This window comes from Butyrivibrio sp. INlla14 (assembly GCF_900102515.1).
GTDB lineage: Bacteria > Bacillota > Clostridia > Lachnospirales > Lachnospiraceae > Butyrivibrio.
Map to the genome: position 1 here is coordinate 64,955 of NZ_FMVS01000013.1, position 16,771 is coordinate 81,725.

At 40.9% G+C, this 16,771-nt stretch carries 15 protein-coding genes; 12 read left to right on the top strand and 3 right to left on the bottom strand.

What is annotated here, in order from left to right:
- The first annotated feature begins 71 nt into the window (after positions 1-71).
- From rpmG to BLO53_RS10055, 6 genes are all read left to right on the top strand, one after another.
- The gene (rpmG, locus tag BLO53_RS10030) at positions 72-221 is read left to right on the top strand and encodes a 50S ribosomal protein L33 (RefSeq protein ID WP_013281689.1); all 150 of its coding nucleotides are present in this window, start codon (positions 72-74) and stop codon (positions 219-221) included.
- Between the two features lie 44 nt (positions 222-265).
- Positions 266-544 (top strand): preprotein translocase subunit SecE, encoded by a 279-nt coding sequence (secE, locus tag BLO53_RS10035; protein ID WP_092061090.1) that lies wholly within the window; start codon positions 266-268, stop codon positions 542-544.
- Positions 545-579: 35 nt separating this feature from the next.
- A complete protein-coding gene (gene nusG / locus BLO53_RS10040) occupies positions 580-1,224 on the top strand; it encodes a transcription termination/antitermination protein NusG (protein WP_026490482.1) in 645 nt (214 codons plus the stop codon).
- A 232-nt stretch (positions 1,225-1,456) separates the two neighbouring features.
- Entirely contained in the window at positions 1,457-1,882 is a 426-nt protein-coding gene (gene rplK, locus BLO53_RS10045) for a 50S ribosomal protein L11 (protein ID WP_013281686.1), read from the top strand.
- Positions 1,883-1,895: 13 nt separating this feature from the next.
- Positions 1,896-2,585 (top strand): 50S ribosomal protein L1, encoded by a 690-nt coding sequence (gene rplA, locus BLO53_RS10050; RefSeq protein WP_026490481.1) that lies wholly within the window; start codon positions 1,896-1,898, stop codon positions 2,583-2,585.
- Positions 2,586-3,246: 661 nt separating this feature from the next.
- A complete protein-coding gene (locus BLO53_RS10055; protein WP_092061092.1) occupies positions 3,247-4,575 on the top strand; it encodes a CapA family protein in 1,329 nt (442 codons plus the stop codon).
- Between the two features lie 13 nt (positions 4,576-4,588).
- Here BLO53_RS10055 and BLO53_RS10060 read toward each other — a convergent pair whose 3' ends face one another.
- Positions 4,589-5,125 carry a flavodoxin family protein gene (locus BLO53_RS10060; RefSeq protein WP_176757241.1) on the bottom strand — a complete coding sequence of 179 codons (537 nt, stop codon included), beginning with the start codon at positions 5,123-5,125 and terminating at the stop codon, positions 4,589-4,591.
- A 527-nt stretch (positions 5,126-5,652) separates the two neighbouring features.
- On the opposite strand from BLO53_RS10060, the gene trkA reads away from it, so the two are divergent.
- From trkA to dtd, 5 genes are all read left to right on the top strand, one after another.
- Positions 5,653-7,014: a Trk system potassium transporter TrkA gene (trkA, locus tag BLO53_RS10070; RefSeq protein ID WP_092061098.1), complete on the top strand. Its 1,362-nt coding sequence runs from the start codon at positions 5,653-5,655 to the stop codon at positions 7,012-7,014.
- A gap of 3 nt (positions 7,015-7,017) precedes the next feature.
- Complete coding sequence (locus tag BLO53_RS10075; protein ID WP_026490478.1) at positions 7,018-8,463, top strand: TrkH family potassium uptake protein; 1,446 nt, start codon at positions 7,018-7,020, stop codon at positions 8,461-8,463.
- 111 nt (positions 8,464-8,574) lie between these two features.
- On the top strand, positions 8,575-9,162 hold the full coding sequence (locus tag BLO53_RS10080) for a hypothetical protein (RefSeq protein WP_026490477.1): 588 nt from the start codon (positions 8,575-8,577) through the stop codon (positions 9,160-9,162).
- 93 nt (positions 9,163-9,255) lie between these two features.
- Positions 9,256-10,857, top strand: a complete 1,602-nt coding sequence (locus BLO53_RS10085) for a GH25 family lysozyme (protein WP_092061100.1) — start codon at positions 9,256-9,258, stop codon at positions 10,855-10,857.
- Between the two features lie 209 nt (positions 10,858-11,066).
- Positions 11,067-11,501, top strand: coding sequence for a D-aminoacyl-tRNA deacylase (gene dtd, locus BLO53_RS10090; RefSeq protein WP_092061102.1), 435 nt, complete (start codon positions 11,067-11,069; stop codon positions 11,499-11,501).
- A gap of 680 nt (positions 11,502-12,181) precedes the next feature.
- Here dtd and BLO53_RS10100 read toward each other — a convergent pair.
- Together BLO53_RS10100 and BLO53_RS10105 are read right to left on the bottom strand one after the other, a co-directional pair.
- On the bottom strand, positions 12,182-12,988 hold the full coding sequence (locus BLO53_RS10100; RefSeq protein ID WP_176757242.1) for a TraX family protein: 807 nt from the start codon (positions 12,986-12,988) through the stop codon (positions 12,182-12,184).
- Between the two features lie 38 nt (positions 12,989-13,026).
- Positions 13,027-14,187 (bottom strand): DUF3048 domain-containing protein, encoded by a 1,161-nt coding sequence (locus BLO53_RS10105; protein ID WP_092061108.1) that lies wholly within the window; start codon positions 14,185-14,187, stop codon positions 13,027-13,029.
- Positions 14,188-14,396: 209 nt separating this feature from the next.
- On the opposite strand from BLO53_RS10105, the gene feoB reads away from it, so the two are divergent.
- Positions 14,397-16,763 carry a ferrous iron transport protein B gene (feoB, locus tag BLO53_RS10110; RefSeq protein ID WP_092061110.1) on the top strand — a complete coding sequence of 789 codons (2,367 nt, stop codon included), beginning with the start codon at positions 14,397-14,399 and terminating at the stop codon, positions 16,761-16,763.
- The last annotated feature ends 8 nt before the right edge of the window (positions 16,764-16,771 follow it).

Sequence of the window (16,771 nt, forward strand, 5' to 3'; positions counted from 1 at the left end):
TTTTTTTTATGCAAAAAAATAATGTTTTGTGGCGCGAAGTATAGTAGATTAAAACGCCCGGAGGTGAGATAATGCGTACAAGAATTACACTGGCATGCACAGATTGCAAGAATCGTAACTACGACACAACTAAGGATAAGAAGACACATCCAGATCGTGTTGAGATGAAGAAGTATTGCCCATTCTGCAAGAAGCATACATTACATAAGGAAACAAAGTAATTTCTTATTTTATTTCCCTATTTTTCTAGGAGGTTTACAAGGGTATGGAAGAGACTAAGGCAGTACAGAACAGTTCCGAAACTTCTGAAAAGAAGTCTTCTGCCAAGAAGAGCAAGAAAAAAGAGGATGGTGTATTCTCTAAGATTTCTGGCTTTTTTGCTGGGGTTAAGGCAGAGTTTGGTAAGATTATTTGGCCTACAAGAGACGATATTGTTAAGCAGACAACTGCAGTAGTCGTTGTTTCAGCTGTTTGTTGTGCGCTTATTGCGTTACTTGACATTGTGTTTGAGTATGGAGTGAATGTTATTACTTCTATATTTTGAGTAGGACACATAGTTACATTTGAGAAGGAGATAATATGTCAGAAGAAATGGAAAAGGATCTTGGACAGGTGTCTGAGAATTCTGAAGACACAGTATCTGAAGAGGTATTATCAGATGCTTCTGTAGAACAGGAAGCAGGCGTAGAAGAGTCATCTGCTAGTGAGAATGCTCATTGGTATGTTGTTCACACATATTCAGGTTATGAGAACAAGGTTAAGGCAACTCTTGAGAAGACCATCGAGAACAGACACCTTGAAAATCAGATTTTTGAGGTAAGAGTTCCACTTCAGGATGTTGTTGAGGTCAAGAACGGTGCCCGCAAGAACGTCCAGAGAAAGATGTTCCCTGGTTATGTCCTTGTTAACATGGATATGAACGACGAGACTTGGTATGTTGTTCGTAACACACGTGGAGTTACTGGTTTCGTTGGACCGGGAAGTAAGCCTGTTCCTCTTACAGATGCAGAGATCAAACCTCTCGGTATTAAGACTGATACAATTTCTGTTAACTTTGGCGTTGGTGATGAGATTGCAGTTATTGCTGGCGTTTGGAAGGATACAGCAGGCGTTGTACAGAGAATGGATTTTGGTAAGCAGACTGCTACTATCAATGTAGATCTGTTTGGCCGTGAGACTCCAGTAGAGATTTCCTTTGCTGAAGTTCGTAAGATCGATTCATAATTTTGTTATTTAAGTGCGTGAGCACTTGAATATATAGTCTGCTTCGGCAGACATGTAACCGCTGAGTGGGAGCAATACTCAAAATGCGATTTTCGCATTTTGTTAGTATTGCCCCGGCGATAGGACTCGAATGAGCCAGACGTAAGTCGCAGCGAATTCGTCAGTCCGAACCGCGGGAGCAATTCTAGCAAGAGATAATTGCGCCGACCACATATTTTCAGGAGGTGCCATAATGGCAAAGAAAGTCGAAGGATATATTAAGTTACAGATCCAGGCTGGTAAAGCAACACCAGCACCACCAGTTGGACCAGCACTTGGTCAGCATGGTGTAAACATCGTTGAATTCACAAAGCAGTTCAACGCTCAGACAGCAGATAAGGGTGACGTTATCATCCCTGTTGTTATCACTGTTTATGCAGACAGAAGTTTCACATTCATCACAAAGACTCCACCAGCAGCAGTTCTTCTTAAGAAGGCAGCTAAGATCCAGAAGGGATCAGGAGTTCCTAACAAGACTAAGGTTGCAACTATTTCTAAGGAAGAGATTAGAAAGATTGCAGAGACAAAGATGCCAGACCTTAACGCTGTTGACATCGAAGGTGCTATGAGCATGATCGCTGGTACAGCACGTAGTATGGGTATCGTAGTAGAAGACTGATGGAGGATGAGAGATGAAACACGGAAAGAAATACGTAGAAGCTGCTAAGCTTATTGATAAGACTCAGCAGTATGAAGCTGCAGAAGCTATCGCTCTTGTTAAGAAGTCAGCTACTGCAAAATTTGATGAGACAGTAGAATTACACATCAGAACTGGTTGTGATTCACGTCACGCTGATCAGCAGATCAGAGGCGCTGTTGTTCTTCCTAACGGAACAGGTAAGACTGTTAAGGTTCTTGTATTCGCTAAGGGAACAAAGCTTGACGAGGCTCAGGCAGCAGGCGCAGATTATGTTGGTGGCGAGGAGCTTATTCCTAAGATCCAGAACGATGGATGGCTTGATTTCGACGTTGTAGTTGCTACACCTGATATGATGGGTGTTGTAGGACGTCTTGGTAAGGTACTTGGACCTAAGGGTCTTATGCCAAACCCTAAGGCTGGTACAGTAACTATGGATGTTACAAAGGCTATCGCTGATATCAAGGCTGGTAAGATTGAGTACAGACTTGACAAGGCTAACATCATTCATGTTCCAGTTGGAAAGGCTTCATTCTCAGAGGAGCAGCTTGAGCAGAACTTCAACGCTCTTATGGATGCTATCACAAAGGCTAGACCAGCATCTGTTAAGGGTCAGTACCTCAAGAGCATCACTCTTGCTACAACAATGGGCCCTGGTGTTAAGGTTGTATCTAACAAGTATTAATTATATCTAGAGCTTACAAGACCATCACGAAAGTGATGGTCTTTTTTGCTGCACAAGACCGGCAAGCGAATGGATGCTTGCATACAAATTCATTTGCCGGTCGTAAGAACATGGAGCACTAAGTGCGGAATGTTCGTGTGCGAAATCGAGTAGGAGTCAGCCTACTCGATTTTCGGTGGGGGGATTCTACTGCGCATGGATCTACAGGCCAAGTTACTAAGCGCATTTCGATGCTCGTAGTTCTGAACATTCCGACGAGCCAATGCATGGGCATTGTCTCGTCTCCATAGAACTAAAATCGCCTCGAATATGCACTTAGCTACCTTGGACTGCAGATCCAGCGCAGCAGAATCATCGCTTCGCGATGTGAAAAAACCGAAACTTTAGCGTTATATGAGAGAATAAACGCGAGAATATTCGGCATAAAAAGCAAATTGCTAACTTTTTAAAAAGCAGACATTTGGTTTGGGTAGATGCTAAACCATTAATGGTAAATATATTGTGGTTTCATAGTTAATAAGGTGAATATGTTGTGCTATACTTGAGAATATGAGAATTTGATCGGGCGAGAATCATAGTTATCACTGATATGAATAATTCATGATGAGTGCATTTTAAAAGTCATGAGATACTAATTGAGGTAGAATTATAGTTCATTGGTATGAGTAAGAGTAGGGGAAGAAGTAACTGGAATAATAAGAATAATAGAATAGAGACAATTGATAACTCAATTGTCAGTAAGGCAATCAGAGTTTTTTTGGTCACCTTATTTGTCGTTCTTGGAAGTGGAGTTCTGATACTATGCATAATTGCAGATAGAAAGGGACTACTTGGTGGAAAACCTACAAAAAACACAGAAAAAGTTAATTCCTTGTCACCACAGTGGGAAACTATTCCAGAGGCTGACAAGTTTTATATTGCAGGGAATGATGCTGGAAAAGATCCTGAGGAGGGAGCTGGAGGAGAGAAGACAATTCCGGAAATTCCTGAGGAAGATAAGGACTACACTCATATTATCCAGACTCTCGATGATAATGTGGTTACCATAGGATTTGCCGGAGATATTTTATTTGACGATAATTATGCTGCTGGTAATGCCTTTAAAAAACATGGAAATTCAGCAGTTGGAGTTATTGGTGACAGCCTTTTAGGCAAGATGATAAATGCAGATATCATGATGGTGAACAATGAGTTTCCATATTCCTATGGCGGGTCTCCTTGCGAGGGCAAGACTTTTACTTTTAGAGCAAGACCAGAATCAGCAGCAATTTTGAATACTATGGGGGTTGATATAGTAGGACTTGCCAATAACCACGCCTATGATTATGGACAGCAGGCTCTTATTGATACTATGAGTGCACTTGATTCTGTCGGTGTAGAATATGTTGGTGCGGGGCACAACATAGATGAGGCGTCTCATACTGTATACTATGTTACTGAGTCTGGTATGAAGATTGCTATAATATGCGCAACTCAGATTGAAAGACTGTCTAATCCAGATACCAAGGAGGCTACAGCAACCTCTGCAGGAGTGTTCAGGTGTCTTGATGATACCCTTCTTCTTGAGAGAATAAGAGAGGCAAGGGAAAAGAATGCGTACGTGATAGTTTATATTCACTGGGGAACTGAGAGTACTTCAGAAATAGATTATCTTCAAAGAGATCAGGCGGCTGAAATAGCTGATGCAGGAGCTAATCTTATAATTGGCAATCATCCACATGTGCTACAAAAAATAGACTACGTGAACGGAGTTCCTGTAGTCTATAGTCTGGGTAATTTCATGTTTAATTCTAAGACGCTTGATAGCTGCCTTGTTCTTGCAAGCCTTCACAGCGATGGCACGGTTAATCTTCAGTTTGTGCCTGCTATTCAAAGCGACTGCACTGTTACAGAAGCAACTGGAGGAGAAGCCCAGCGAATAATCGGATATATGAATTCAATGTCATCAACAGCTGTAATCGACGGAAACGGCTATATTAGCAGAAGATGACATCACAAAAAGGTCAGACAAGAGTTAGTGACTGTATTTTCTTTATACAGTTTTCGATAAACATGTGGGCCTTTAGCATATCAGTCCGGTCTGGATGATTCAAGGACTCATCGAAGTAGCTTAGGATAAGATCAATCTTGCTGTCACTCTTTAGTCCGCGGTAGGACTCATATTTTTCACGTATTGCGTCCTGCATTTGACCCTGACAGAAATATGAGCCAAGGTAATTATTACTGTCAGATATCCATACACAGGCATTTTGTTCTAGAGAAGCATAGTATTTATCTGTGTTTCCCATGCCACAGGTACCAAACAATGCAATATTTCTATGCTGAAGAGATGAGAGCAGATCTATGATCTCAAGACTGCAGGATCCTCTGTTAGCCCAGAATCCTACAAAATAATTCTCTGCATCTAATTTTCCATTCCAGGAGCGCACATTTACTATATCCTTTTCTCCCATAGAGGATGGAAGGATACTAAAGATTTCCTCTGCAAGTTTTTTGGTGTTGCCAGTTTCACTGGCATATACCACAAGATTTTTCAGCATAGGCATCACTTCTTTTTGAATAAATCGCGCAACTTATCTGTGTATCTCACAAAAATCTCGTTTTCTCTATATCGCTTGGTTATATTTTTGGAAAAGAGCCTCAAATAACAAAGAATCAAGTCGATAAAAGCTACATAATATAAAAAAGCTAAAGGCGCTATAGTTATAGAGAGCAAAAGCATAATAACTGCAAGAAGTAGAAGAAAACGAGTCAGTCTATCTGATCCATACGAACCATATCGTCCGTGGAACAACTGGCGTAACAAGTTTCTCATAATAATCTCCTTAAAAAACAATATAGCTGGAACAAGCCTAGCTACATGATAATTGTAGATTTGGAGTAGCTTAAATTCAATGAAAATGGGATAAATTTATCTTAAAAAACTATTATACGCATATATACTGAATGTTAACAAATATCAACTTGTCTTAGCAGGCATATCGGGGATTTAAAAGGCTTATTGCTTTAAAGAATTGTAGCGAATATAATGTAATGTGGATTTATATGTAATAGATGGAGGATTGTTATGCATATTCTTATTGTGGGCTGTGGTAATGTGGGTCAGGCAGTTACCCAGCAGCTCAGCAAAGAGGGACATAATATAACTGTAATAGAGGAAAAAAGTAGTGTTCTGCAGAATGTAGTTAATAACTACGACGTTATGGGTATCGTGGGTAATGGTGCCAGCTATTCCATAATGAAGGATGCTGGAATTGAATCAGCAGATCTGATGGTGGCTGTTACTGATTCAGACGAACTCAATCTCCTGTGCTGCCTAATAGCTAAGAAGGCTGGTAATTGTCACACTATCGCAAGAGTTCGTAACCCAATCTACAAAAAGGAAATCAACTTTATTAAAGAGGAACTTGGCCTTTCAATGGTCATCAACCCTGAAGAGGCCGCTGCTGCTGAGGCGGAAAGACTTCTTAAATTCCCGTCAGCTACTAAGGTGGAGACTTTTGCAAGGGGAAGAGCTGAACTTGTTAAGATGTTAGTTGATGAAGATTCCAGACTATGCGGTAAGGCTCTTAAAGATATACCTGCTGATCTTCGTAAGCAGGTACTTATTTCTGTTGTATCAAGAGGTAACGAAGTATTTATCCCAGATGGTAATTTTGTTATCAAGGCTGGTGACGAGATTACAGTTTTTGCTTCTAGTAGAAACACTATCAATTTCTTTAAAAAGCTTGGGCTTCCTACAGCCAAAGTTCATTCAACAATGATAATAGGAGGTGGAGAAACTGCTTTCTACCTTGCTCAGAACCTTCTTTCTCTAGGAATAAAGGTTATCATTTTTGAAAAAGATCCTGTAAGATGCAAGGAATTGTCAGATCTTCTGCCACAGGCACTGATCATTTGTGCTGATGGAACAGACAAGGATATGCTCCTTGAAGAGGGTGTAACAAGCGTTGAGTCTTTTGTTTCACTGACTAACCTTGATGAAGAAAATATCATGCTTTCAATGTATGTTAAGAGCATAAACCCCAAGGCCAAGCTGATCACTAAGGTTCATAGAGTTAATTATGGTGATATCATTGGTTCACTTAACATTGGAAGTATTATTTATCCCAAGAATATTACTGCTGAGCGAATTGTACAGTTCGTACGAGGCATGACGGCATCCAAGGATAGCAATATCGAGGCTCTCTACAAGCTCAATGATGAGAGAGTAGAGGCTCTTGAATTTATTGTTAGAAACGGATCACCTGTTATTGGAGTTCCTCTTTCACAGCTTAACCTTAAAAAGGAAATGCTGATTGCCTGCATCAACCATAATGGAGATATCATATCTCCAAGTGGAGACAGCGTTATAAGAGATGGTGACTCAGTTATTGTAGTAACTACACTGGCTGGATTAAAAGATATAAGTGATATTTTGGAGAAATAATAAATGAATTACTCGATGGTTAGATACACTTTATTCAGGCTCTTAAGGGTGATGGGGACATTATTTCTGCTTCCTCTTATAGTTGCACTTATCCACAGTGAGTTTGATAGTGCGCTTACATTTTTCCTGCTGGCAGTGATGTCAATTGTTGTAGGAACTATTTTTTCCCTTAAAAAGCCCAAGAACAAAGTAATATATGCTAAAGAGGGCTTTGCAATCACTGCTGTTGCATGGATTGCGGTGAGTATGATGGGGGCCCTTCCCTTTGTAATTACAAGAACTATCCCCAATTATATAGATGCATTGTTTGAGACTGTTTCCGGATTTACTACAACTGGAGGCAGCATTCTCACAACTGTGGATAATATTGAATACAGTGTACAGTTCTGGAGAACTTTTACTCACTGGATTGGTGGAATGGGAGTTTTGGTATTCCTTTTGGCTGTTATCCCTATGGCAGATGGCTATAGTATGCATCTTATGAGAGCAGAGTCTCCAGGACCTGTTGTAGGTAAGATAGTTCCCAAGGTAAAAGATACAGCTAAGATCCTTTACCTCATTTATATTGGAATCACATTTGCAGAGATAATATGCCTGCTTATTTCCGGCATGCCTTTATATGATGCCGTGACAATCTCTTTTTCCACAGTAGGAACAGGCGGCTTTGCAATCCACGATACTGGAATGATGGGCTATTCCGTTGTGAGCCAGGCTATCATAATAGTGTTCATGGCTCTTTGCGGCATTAACTTTACTGTTTACTATTTTCTTCTTAACAGAAAGCCCAAGGAAGCCTTTGCCATCGATGAAGTTAAGTATTACCTTGGAACTATAATTGTGGCCTCAAGCATTGTTGCTATTAACGTGTATAGATCAGGTATTGTTAATGACTCATTCATGGCTTTCCATCATTCACTGTTTTCAGTAGTGTCAATCATGACAACTACCGGATTTGGTACTCTTGATTTTAACCAGTGGCCAATGCTCTCCAAGGTTATTCTGGTCACACTTATGCTGATTGGTGCCTGCGCAGGTTCAACCGGCGGTGGATTTAAGTTTTCGAGAGCACTTATAATTATTAGAAATGCAAGAAATGAGCTTAATTATATAGTTCATCCAAAGGCAGTAAAGAGAGTATACATGGACGGACATTCTGTTGAAGGCACTACAGTCAAGTCTGTAACTGCTTATCTTGGAATTTATGTCATTACGCTTATCACATCAATACTACTTGTTTCACTGGACAACTTTGACTTTGATACAACAGTGACTTCTGTAATTGCTACACTCAATAATATTGGACCGGGTCTTGGTATGATAGGCCCTGCAGGCAATTATGCAGAGTTTTCATATCTTTCAAAGCTTGTTCTTATGTTTGATATGCTGGCTGGAAGACTAGAACTTTTGCCAATATTCATCATATTGAAGCCTAAGACATGGAAGAGATAAAAATCTAAAAATTCTATAAAAAAATAATAAAAAAACATTGATAATTGTGTCCAAAGTGTGATAAACTTGAGTAGGTTTTGTGAAAAACATATTATAACAGGGTGATTTTTTATGATAAAAGCAAGGAAGTTGTTGATATCTTTCCTTGTTACTGTATTGTGTATTAGTGCTTTATTTGCAGGTACTGTGATATATTCCAAGAGTCAGGCAAGCTCAGAGATGGAAGTTGATGCAGATGTTTATGACACTGCTGAGAATACTCTTAAATCCTTTTTGGGTTTGGAAGAGAGTAATACGGCTGGAGGAAGTGGTAATAGCGGGAATGTAAGCGGTTACACTGAAAATGGTGTCAGGATGACACAAAGAGTAACTGTGATGGATGAAAGCGGTGTATTGCCAATCAGCGGAACAGTTACCAAGTCTCAGGATGCCTATTATCCAGGTACCTATGAACTTAAATTCAGTAACAGGGCTATACTGACTACTAAGGCCAATATCTATGTGAAAATGGACGTTGAGCCAGGAGAGCAGGTATATATACTTACAGGAGACAAGGATAAGGGATACAAGCAGGTTGCGGTAGTGAGCGCTGAACCAGGTTGTGTAACGTTTGAAACAGCTCTTATACAGGACTATACATTATCCAAGACTGACATCATTAGTGCTCAGGCAGCAGTGGCAAGTGTTATGAAAGAATAAAGAGTGATTTTAAGAGCATGTCAAACAGACATGCTCTTTCCTTATGACTATAACACAAACATCATAGACCATATGACATAAAGAGGTAGATGTATGAAAAAAGATTTTGACAGCGATGGTTTTGACTTCGAGGAAAGAGGAGGTGCTACCCCAATTATCATTGGCGGAGTGGTGTTTCTGCTGATACTGGTAATAGGCATAATAGTTCTACTACTTTATAAGCCAGATAAGCAGGCAGAAGATGGCGACAACTTATTTGAAGAATTACAGTCAGGGCTAGAAATCAGCATGGAGGCATCTTCTGATGAAGGAACAGCTCTTTTGTCTATTGATAAGTCTTCTGAGAATAGTAGTGAGGAAGTTAGTAGCGGTGATACAGATAAAACTGCGACAGCTTCTAGTATGGATGATAATGATGGTGATCTTCAGGCAGCTGTTTCAGTAGATACAGGTGCTGAGGTAGATATATCACAGATAGTAAGCGCCAGTAATGTGGGAGAGAATTCTAATATCACAAATGGAATAGACGTTTCCAGATTTCAGGGAACAATAGATTGGAGTCAGGTTGCAGCAAGTGGTATTGATTTTGCCATGGTAAGAGTTGGCTATAGAGACTCCAAGACTGGGGAGATCAAGGCAGATTCAAATGCCAAATTCAACATGCAGGAAGCAGAAAAAAACGGAATAAAGGTCGGAGCATACTTTTTCTCAACTGCTGTAAGTAGTGCTGAGGCCCTGGAAGAAGCAAACTGGGTTACAAACTATATAGCTAAATATTCAATAACTTATCCTGTGGGCTATAACTGTGAAGGTTTTGAAAATGCTGCAAGCAGGCAGGTTAATCTGACTCAGGATGAGAGAAGTAATATAGCTATGACCTTCTTGGATGCCATATACAATGCAGGGTACACTCCTATTTTTTACGCTTCCCAAAGTGAACTTGCAGGAAACGCCAAGTGGAATACCACCCAGATCCAGCAGAAGTACAAGATATGGATGGCCTGGTATGGCCAGGATACAGGAAATCTGGCAAAGGGACCTTCCTATGACGGGCAGTGTGCTATGTGGCAATATACGAGTAAGGGCACTGTTCCTGGAATTAATGGTAAGGTGGATATAAACGTTGCCTATTTTGGATATAATGGAACTGAAAAAGCCAAGGATACATCTGAACGTGAAACAGTATCTGCCGATGTTGAAGCTCTTATGAGCTTCGAGGCAGTGGATGAAACAGTTACTGCCAAAAGTAGCACCAACCTTAGAAATAAACCAAGCCAGGGAAGCGACAGCACAGTTATGGTAACTCTTGAAAATGGCCAGACTGCTCAGAGAACAGGCATAAGCTCAAGTGGATGGAGCAGAGTTGTTTATGAAGGGAATACCTACTATGCTGTATCCAGCTTTTTGACAACAGACCTAAGCGCACCCAAGCAGGAAGTGGCGTCGCAGCCTCAGGAAACATCAGGTTTTAAGACAAAGTTTACTGAGTGTAGCGAAACAGTCACAGCCAAGGATGTAGTAAATCTGCGAAACAAACCAAGTGTAACAGATGAGGACTCACAGGTAATCGCTAGCCTGTCATCTGGCGAAACTGCGCTTAGAACTGGGATAAATGCTGAATATGGCTGGTCAAGAGTTGAATATAATGGTCAGACTTTGTACTGCGTAAGCAGCTATCTGAAAGTCGTGGAATAAAACTATGATTAGTGTACTGACTCATTCATAATTAACCAAATTGCTTGTATCTGAATTCATCTACTTCGTCACAAAATCTCGACAATGCCCGCATTGTCATCGATTTTATTTCCTTGTAGATAAACCCATATACTGCGCAATTTGATTAAAGATGAACAAGTCAGCACACTAGTGGGCCTGAATATAAATAAATTTTGGAGAGAATTGAAATGAGAGCAGTAATAACTAGAGTTTTATCCGCATCAGTGACAATTGATGGAAAAGAAGTAGCAGCCATCGACAAAGGGTTTCTCGTACTACTTGGTGTACACAAGGATGATACGAAAGAGCAGGCAATAAAGCTAGCAGATAAGATTTGTGGTCTTAGAGTATTTGAAGATGACAATGGCAAGATGAACATCAATCCCAAGGATGCAGGAGCTAAACTTCTGATAGTCAGCCAATTTACTCTCTATGCTGACTGCAGTTCCAGAAGACCTGGCTTTACCGACGCAGCAAGGCCAGAGATTTCCAAGCCCCTTTACGAACTTGTCGTTTCAGAATGCAGAAACAAAGGCTTCGAAGTGGGAACCGGCGAATTTGGCGCCGAAATGAAAGTAGCCTCCCTAAACGATGGTCCCGTAACCATCATCCTGGACGTCTAAGTATAGCGTGATCAGCGGCAGATATTTGCGATGTTCATAAAAGAGTTTTTTGTCGTAAGAAAGAGCTGGTGGATTTAAGAGCCTTCCAAAAGTGTCCCAAAATCCTGTTTACGAATTACCTGTCCGAAGCTCGATTCCAGAATCCCTGATTTTGGCAAGAGATTTGATCTTACTCACGACAAAGAAGTTCACATTTTCTTAGATGCTCCCGCAGCCTTTCTTTCAATGCGCATGTTGCAGCGTAAACTTGCAGGACGGATAATTAAATTACAATAGGAAATGCCATAGCCCGCAAAGCGGGCGTTAACAAAAAATGCGAAATCAATCTTTCAAGTAAACTTGAAGAAGTTGATTTCGCATTTTTTATGACGCAAGGCGTCAGATGGCATTTCCATATATAGTCTATTTCCGTCCTGCTTCAAACAACGCTTCGCATGCGCGGGAAAGGCTGCTTTGGGAGCATTAGAAAATGGAACTTCTTTATAACGCTCGCAAGTATCAAATCCACCCGCCAAAAGGATTCTGGAACGAGCTGAGTTTAATTCGTAGGATTTTGGGGCATCTTTTGGAAGGCCTTAAATCCCAGCGAAAGAACCGACAAAAAATCTTTTTGAACGAGCAACTTCTACTGCCGTGTACGGGTGATGGCGTTGAGGGGATGGGTGGCGCGGGGCGTAGGGTTAGCCGTAGATGAGGCATCTGCAGATGTAGATGGCTAGAAGGTGGACTGGGTAGAAGAGGTAGAAGAGGTATTTTAAGGCACCCAGATTGCGGCCTCTTTTGTGGTTATAGAGGGCCATGAGGATAAAGCCTGGGAAAGAGAAATACTCTGTGCCAAGCTGGGAAATGAAAAAGAAACCTATGAGGAGCCTTATGTATTCATGCTTCTTTAGGTAGTAGAAGATAACTATAAGGGTAACACCATAGATGTCATAGTCTGAGTTTATCTTGTAAGCTATAAGACATCCAAGTCCTGTTATTGCTATGGCAATGATCCATGAGATAGGAATCATTATCTCGGCCTTTTTGAAGCGAATCTTATCAAGGGCTGTATCAATTGCCCATACTACGAGAAGACCGATGAGAAGAGTGAAATAGACATTGCACTGATCACGTAAAAGATAATTATTGGCTCTTAGTGCATCCAGAATATTTATGTTGAATACATCTTCTCTTGCAAAGAACAAAAGATCAAAAGGAGCCTCGGAAATAATACCAAAAAGAAGCAAGCTAAGGGCGTATCTTAGCTTGCTTCTAGTATGTGTGAAGCCTTCAATCAAAAGAAAGCAGAAAATAGGAAAAGCTGTTCTGCCAACTCCTCTAAGGGCTCTATATATGATGTTTAACTGGTCGATAGTCAGAGACCCGGTATAAAGACCGTTTCTTACAACTGGAAGCATGATACCTGCAGTTAAGTGATCTATAAGCATAGATGTGCAGGCAATGATCTTTAAGGTATTTCCATTTATCCGCTTAAATCTGTTCATTATGTCTTCCATGGCAGTCTCGCTATCTTAAAAAGGGTTTACTGTAATGTGATGCTGTCCCATGAATCAGCTGGAATAAGGCTGATATAAGTCTTTCCTGTGTTGATCTCAATCTCGTTACCGCTCTCATCATAATACTTGGTAACACCTGTCTCACTTGTCTTGGACCATGAAATGATCTTGGCTTCGCCGTTTGTGATGTACCATCCGATCTCTCCAGGATTTACACAGTTATAAATGAGGTAACCATTATCATCAAGCTGATTGAAACTGCATTTCTGAAGAATAACGTTCTTGAAACTAAGAGGAGCGCCGTCCTCAGCATCTTCATGTCTGTCGCCGTACTCGTAATACTCATATTCCTTGGTATCAGTGTTATAAGCAAGCTGTGACTGGTTGTGCTTGAAAGGAAGTGAGATAAGTCCTGCTGGATATGTGTTGGAATATTTCTCGCTAAGTGTGAGCTCTGTGCCGTAAGGAACGAAGTTGAAGTGGCTACCCTCGTTTGCAAGTTCTGTGTATGTGGCTGAGATATTGAACTTCTCAAGGTCAGTCTCAAGATCACCTGGAAGAATATACTCTGTAAACTCTCTTGCCTTACCGTTGTTTACTCTTGAGAAGTATCCAGAGATATGATCCTTACCATAAGGCTGGGCAAAATATGCATCATTGTGGTATGGGCCTCCGTCGTGGCAAAGGATTGCGTTCCACTCAGAAGCAAGAATGATGTTAGTAGGACGAGTACTTCTGATACTGCCGAGCTGTTCAATATTGCCCCAGTCCTTAACAACGACCATAAGTCTTGTTATACGGTCATTGGCTGTACTGTTCATAAGTTCATATACAACATCAGCTTCACTTGTTCCGTAGTGTGGAAGAGCAGTTACTTCATTATCAACCATAGCTGCGATAGGACGCTGATCCTTGATGTCTTCACTGATAGGTTCGCCTGTAAGCTCGCTGAAATACATTCCCTCAGGAAGAACATAAGGCTCATTGGATGTTGTATCCTCAACAGAAGCTTCCTCTGATGAAGATGACTCAGTGTTATCATTAGTTTCTGTGATTGGCTCAAAGGATACAGATGCTGTAGTGTCGTCAGAACCCGTATCATCAGGACCACATGCTGCTACAGAAACTATCATTGAAGTGCAAAGGATAGCAGCAAGAAATTTTTTTCCATATGCTTTTATAAACATTGTCTTCTCCTTACTATAAACAAAAAAATCACCTATGAAATCGCATAGTTCAGCAATTTAATCAATAGGTAACCCTTATTTTAACAAAAATGGGCCAATAAGGCAACCTTGCATATTGAGCACGGACAGCATGGAGTGCAACTTTTAATTTGTGCATAAATGGGTTAGTATATATTTAGGTAGATTTATCTTAAGGAGATTTTTTTATTGTGACTCTCAGAGAATTAAAAGTAGGCGAGAAAGCCAGAATAATAAAGGTTGGCGGGGAAGGAGCTCTTCGCCAACATTTTTTGGATATGGGTGTAATACCAGGGGCTGAACTAGCTGTGATCAAGTATGCTCCTATGGGTGACCCGATAGAAATTGAGATACACGGATACAGATTGACTCTGCGTCTTGCTGAGGCCCAGGAAATTGAAATTGAGAAGATACCGGAATTTACAAAGCCAAAGGTATCTATAAATCCGGAAACTAATGCAGCTTCAGATAAAAAGAAAACTGCTCATCCAGGACTTGGTGAAACTGGTATTTATCATCCAAAGGGCAGCGGAAATCCTCTTCCAGAAGGAACTACACTTACCTTTGCCCTAGTTGGTAATCAGAACAGTGGAAAGACAACTCTTTTTAACCAGCTCACAGGATCCAAGCAGCATGTAGGTAATTTTCCAGGAGTAACAGTTGACCGTAAGGATGGCGAGATAAGAGGTTACAAGAATACACTTATTACGGACCTTCCAGGTATATATTCCATGTCACCTTATACCAGTGAAGAGATTGTATCCCGTAATCATGTGCTTGAGGAAAAACCAACAGCCATCATTAACATTGTAGATGCTACCAACGTAGAAAGAAATCTGTACCTTACAATGCAGCTTTTGGAAATGGATGTTCCCACAGTAGTTGCGCTTAATATGATGGATGAGCTCACAGGCAATGACGGTGCTGTAGACATAAATCAGATGGAAAAAATGCTGGGTACTCCTGTAGTTCCCATAGCAGCTGCCAAGAATCAGGGCGTTGACGAGCTTATAGCCCATGCGCTTCATATAGCTAAATATCAGGAGAAGCCTCTTGAACAGGACTTTTGTTCCAAGGATGACAACGGCGGTATTGTTCACAAATGCCTTCACGCGGTCATGAATCTTATAGATGACAATGCCAAAAGAGCAGGTCTTCCCCTTCGCTTTACTGCCAGTAAGGTTGTAGAGGGAGATGCACTTATAATTGAAAAGCTGGGCCTTGATGACAGTGAGAAGGAAACCATTGAACGAATTGTCAGCAATATGGAAAAAGAGCGCGGTCTTGACAGAAGTGCTGCTATAGCAGAAATGCGCTTTGAGTATATCAAGAAGGTCAGCCATCAGTGCGTGACCAAGCCAAAAGAGAGCAAGGAGCAGATAAGAAGTAACAAGATTGATAAGGTTCTTACTGGTAAATATACAGCTATTCCAGTATTTATCCTGATAATGGGACTTGTCTTTTTACTGACCTTTAATGTGATAGGCGCCTTTCTACAGGGACTTTTGGAAACAGGAATTGATGCGCTTAAGACTCTTGTGGAAGAAGCTCTTATAGCCGGGAATGTCAACCAGGTATTGCAGGGACTTATCATAGACGGAATATTTGAAGGAGTAGGAAGTGTTCTTAGTTTCCTCCCTATTATTATCATATTGTTCCTGTTCTTGTCCCTTATGGAAGATAGTGGATACATTGCAAGAGTAGCTTTTGTAATGGACAAGCTGCTCAGGAGAATCGGCCTTTCAGGGCGCAGCATTGTGCCGCTTCTTATTGGCTTTGGATGCACAGTTCCTGCGGTAATGTCCACAAGGACTCTTCCTAGTGAAAGAGACAGGAAGATGACTATAATGCTGACTCCATTTATGAGCTGCACGGCCAAACTTCCAATCTACGCCTTTTTTGTAAATGCCTTCTTCCCGGGAAAGGGTGGACTAGTCATAACAGCTCTTTATATATGGGGCATCGTAGTGGGCATACTAGTTGCCTTTGTTGCCAAAAAGACAATATTTAAGGGAGAGCCTGTACCATTTGTCATGGAGCTTCCAAACTACAGACTTCCAAGTCCCAGAAATGTATTGCAGCTATTATGGGAGAAATCCAAGGACTTCATACAGAGAGCCTTTTCAGTTATTTTTATTGCTACAATTGTTGTATGGTTCCTTAGCCATTTTGATCTTCACTTTAATTTGGTCACAGACTCCCAGAGCAGTCTTTTGTCACTTATAGCAGGAGTCTTTGTTCCTGTTTTTGTTCCACTTGGCCTTGGGGACTGGAGAATATGCACTTCCCTTATAAGTGGATTTATAGCCAAGGAGAGCGTTGTATCTGTTATGGAAGTTCTCTTTAGCGAAGGCGTAGAAGCGGCTCTTTCAACAGGCGCGGCCATTACAATGCTGATATTTAGCCTTTTGTATACACCATGTGTTGCTGCAATCGCAGCAGTTAAAAGAGAACTTGGCAGAAAATGGGCATTTTTCGTTGTTATATGGCAGTGCGCAGTAGCCTGGATCATTGCTTTGCTGGTAAGAATTATATTATTGGCGGCAGGAATTCAGTGATTAATAGG